The sequence below is a fragment of the Candidatus Deferrimicrobiaceae bacterium genome, from assembly GCA_035256765.1.
Lineage (GTDB): Bacteria > Desulfobacterota > Deferrimicrobia > Deferrimicrobiales > Deferrimicrobiaceae > CSP1-8.
Genome location: DATEXR010000248.1, coordinates 1 through 3,140 on the forward strand (window position 1 = coordinate 1; position 3,140 = coordinate 3,140).

Annotated in this window: 3 protein-coding genes and 1 pseudogene; all 4 read right to left on the reverse strand. The window is 64.3% G+C overall.

Annotation, left to right across the window (positions count from 1 at the left end):
• Nucleotides 1–357: hypothetical protein (locus VJ307_08295; GenBank protein HJX74141.1), on the reverse strand; the 357-nt coding region annotated here is incomplete at its 3' end.
• A gap of 85 nt (nucleotides 358–442) precedes the next feature.
• Complete coding sequence (locus tag VJ307_08300; protein HJX74142.1) at nucleotides 443–784, reverse strand: hypothetical protein; 342 nt, start codon at nucleotides 782–784, stop codon at nucleotides 443–445.
• A gap of 36 nt (nucleotides 785–820) precedes the next feature.
• A pseudogene (locus tag VJ307_08305) lies at nucleotides 821–2,911 on the reverse strand (YjbH domain-containing protein).
• Nucleotides 2,908–3,140 (reverse strand): hypothetical protein (locus tag VJ307_08310; protein HJX74143.1); only part of this gene is annotated, 233 nt, incomplete at its 5' end. The pseudogene VJ307_08305 and the gene VJ307_08310, both read right to left, overlap by 4 nt.

Consider the following 3,140-nt stretch of genomic DNA (forward strand, 5'->3'; position numbering starts at 1 on the left):
GCTCGCCTCCCCCATCTCCCAGCGGCTCTTCGATAGCGCGGCATCGGGATCGAACCGCCGCAGGAATCCGTCCCAGTAGGTCCGGGCGACGGGCCCGCCTTCCCGGAAATCCTGCTCGATCCGGTCCTTCGGCGCCTCGCCCCCGCCGCGGGCGATCGCCTTGCGGGTGTCCTCCACGATCGTGTTCCGGGATGCCGAGGAAAGGCGCGTCCAGATCCCGGGGTAGTCCCGGTTCTTCATCGCGACGAATGTCGATTCGACGGAGAAGAGGAGGACCTTGACCGTTGCCTGGTCGGGAACGGTGGTGTGGGCGCGGCAGGCGGAAAGAAAGGTAGCGGACAGAAAAACGCAGAGCATCGCAAGAAAGACACGAAGAGGGACGCGATTTACCGTCGATCTGCCCCGGGTCAATTAGCGACTTTCACGCGGGACGGAGGGCGGATCAGTGGTTCGACGTGGAGCCCCCTCCGCTGAAGATTGCGATGCCGCCCCCGATCAACAACGCGCCTCCGAGGGCATACAACCCGATGGTACCCGTGGACGTGCCGGCGGCGACCTTCTTCCCGGACTCATTCCCCGTGTCCAGAACGGCCGCGGCCTCCTTCTTTTGCTCCTCTCCCGGCGCAGGCGCAGGCGCCGCGGGAGGGGCCACCCCAGGCTTTCTCGGCCACACGGGCCAGTCTTCCGCCACGACGGCGGTCCGGACCGGGATCGGGGCGGAGGAAAGGAATGCGGCAGCGCAGAGGACCGAAAGGATCTTTTTCAGGGTCATGGTCATGTTCACCGCCTCGCTTGAGTGCGATTCATCGCCAGTTCTATCTTATTTTCGGCCGATGAGAAAAATATCTTTCCGTTCTTTGTCCAGCCAGATCCCCGCGTTCCTGCCGATGGTGTCGAACAGGGTGCGGTAATGATCGACGTCCTGTCCGACGTCTCGCGTCCACGGCGACAGGGCGTACCGGTAAGTGGTCCTCGAATCCCTGCCCAGGAAGAGCCGAATGGGGATCTCGACGGAAATTCCCTTGTCATGGTACCCCCGGTTGAACGGATCGGTGAACTTCGAGGTGTCGGTCACGCTGTACCAGGCCGACAGGACCACGCCGTTGACCGACTTGGACACCGTCATCCTCCCCCCTTCGTCCCCCGCCAGGAACCTGCCCGCCTTCACGTCGATCCAGAGATCGGCCTCCGGGATGTTGAGCCGCCCGTTCGCGAACCCGGTGTAGTAATCCTTCCCCGAAATCAGCCCGAAGGGGTTGCCGGGCTCCCGTTTTCTCACTGCGCTGCCGCCGATCCCCGCCAGGAACCGGCCGTTAAGGATCGGCAGGGCAATCTCCGCGTCCACGCCGGCGTACTCGACCTCGAGAAGCCCCGCGGCGACCCTCCCGTACAGAAGCGGCGACGGCGTCTTGTGGATCTGCTCGAACAGAAGCCTGCCCAGCGCAACGTCCTCCTTCTTGTACTCCACGATGTCGCTTCGCACCGGGATGGAAAGCGGCGTGTTCGACGTGGACACGGTGTTCAGCGGATACCCTTCCGCCCCGACGACGAGCGACCCTCCCTTCCACGGATGCGCGCTGACACGGCCGGTGAGGCCGAACCGGTACTTGAAGAACCCGGAAGGGTCGTTGAGGAACGTCTCGAGGACCGGTTTCACCTCGTAGTCGAGCCATCGCCGGTGCACGGTCTTTTCGACGTAGGGGCGGTCCTCGTCCGTCCTAAACGTCGACAGCTCGAAGAACCGGTCCCGCCCGATCTCGCCCGAGGAGAGCATCGCGAGCCCGGTCCGGGTCGTGACGAAATCGACGACAGGGATCCCGTTCTCCGTCATCTGGATGTGGAGGTAGTCGACGGTGTCGGGGATCCGCGGGGCCACGACCTCGAGAATGACCTCGACCGCCCTCGGCGTGAAGAAGTACCGGTCGTTCTGCGCCCGGATCTGCAGCGTGATCCCGTCGGAGTTGACCCCGATGTCGGAGAAGCCGGATGCGGCAAGGCTGGCCGCGATCCGGTCCGAAAGGGGGTCGGACCGATGTTCGGCCCCCTCCCGGTAGGGGGAATCGTAGATCGGGATCATCGGCCTGCCGATGTCGAACGCCACCGAGAAGTTCACCCCCAGCCGGTTCCCCCGCTGGTAGGTCACGTCGATCTCCGACCAGCGTGTCGGCTTCGCCCGGAGGCCGAAATTGAAACGCGAGGGGACCTGCTCGGTGAAGTACCGCGGTTGCGCCGGGTCGGTCGTCTGCCGGTGGTAGTCGATCGGGCTGTATTCCGCCATGAGGGAGAATCTTTCGGAAGGGGAGAACTGGATCCCCCCGAACGCCTTGGCGTCGCGCAGCCATTGCCTTGGGTCGGTGAACAGCTCGAGGCCGAACGACTCCCCCGTGGAGGAAAGGGGCCTTTTGCCCAGCCGGCCGTTTCCCCATCCCAAGGTAAAGTCGAAGGGGAAGAGTTGCTTGCTGGCGATGACGGCCTGGGAGGAGTAGATCCGCGTGCCCTGGTGGTCCATGACCGCCACGGCGACTGCCGGCGTGTACTTCCCCTCGCGAAGGATCTGGATCTTGGCGTCGAACGCCTTGTCCTTATAGTCACCGTACGCGCCGAAATCGTTGAACCCCGGGACGCCGCGGACCTCCGTGATCCGGCCGTTCACCTAGAGCCGGGGGAAAAGCCCGATCGTCCCGTAATATATCCGGTACGGGTCGACGAAGCTCGCCCCGATCCGGTACCGGTTCTCCTGCATCACCCGGGCCGTCGGCGTCTCCATGAGTCCCGTAAGGCCCGTGTTGGACGGGTAGGTGAAGGGGAAATCGTCCGCGGATGCGATGGACGCAGGGAGAAGAAAAACCGCGGTGCGGAGAAGAGACGATGCGACGGTCCGGAAGAGAGTTGCGCGGGGGTTCCGGGTCACGGAAGCTCCAGGAAGGCCCCGGTGGTCCGGTCGACTTCCAGGAGCAGCCCGCGTATCTTCATGAGGTTCTTCTTCCCGATCGGTTCCGACGGCCTCTTCGGCGCCACGATTTCATCCCCGGCCTCGACCTGGTGGGAGTCCTTGCGGAACGCGGTGATCTCCCACCGGGAGGCCGCCCCGTTCCACCGGATCCACGGCTCCGAAAGCGTCTCCATCGTTCCGTCCGCCT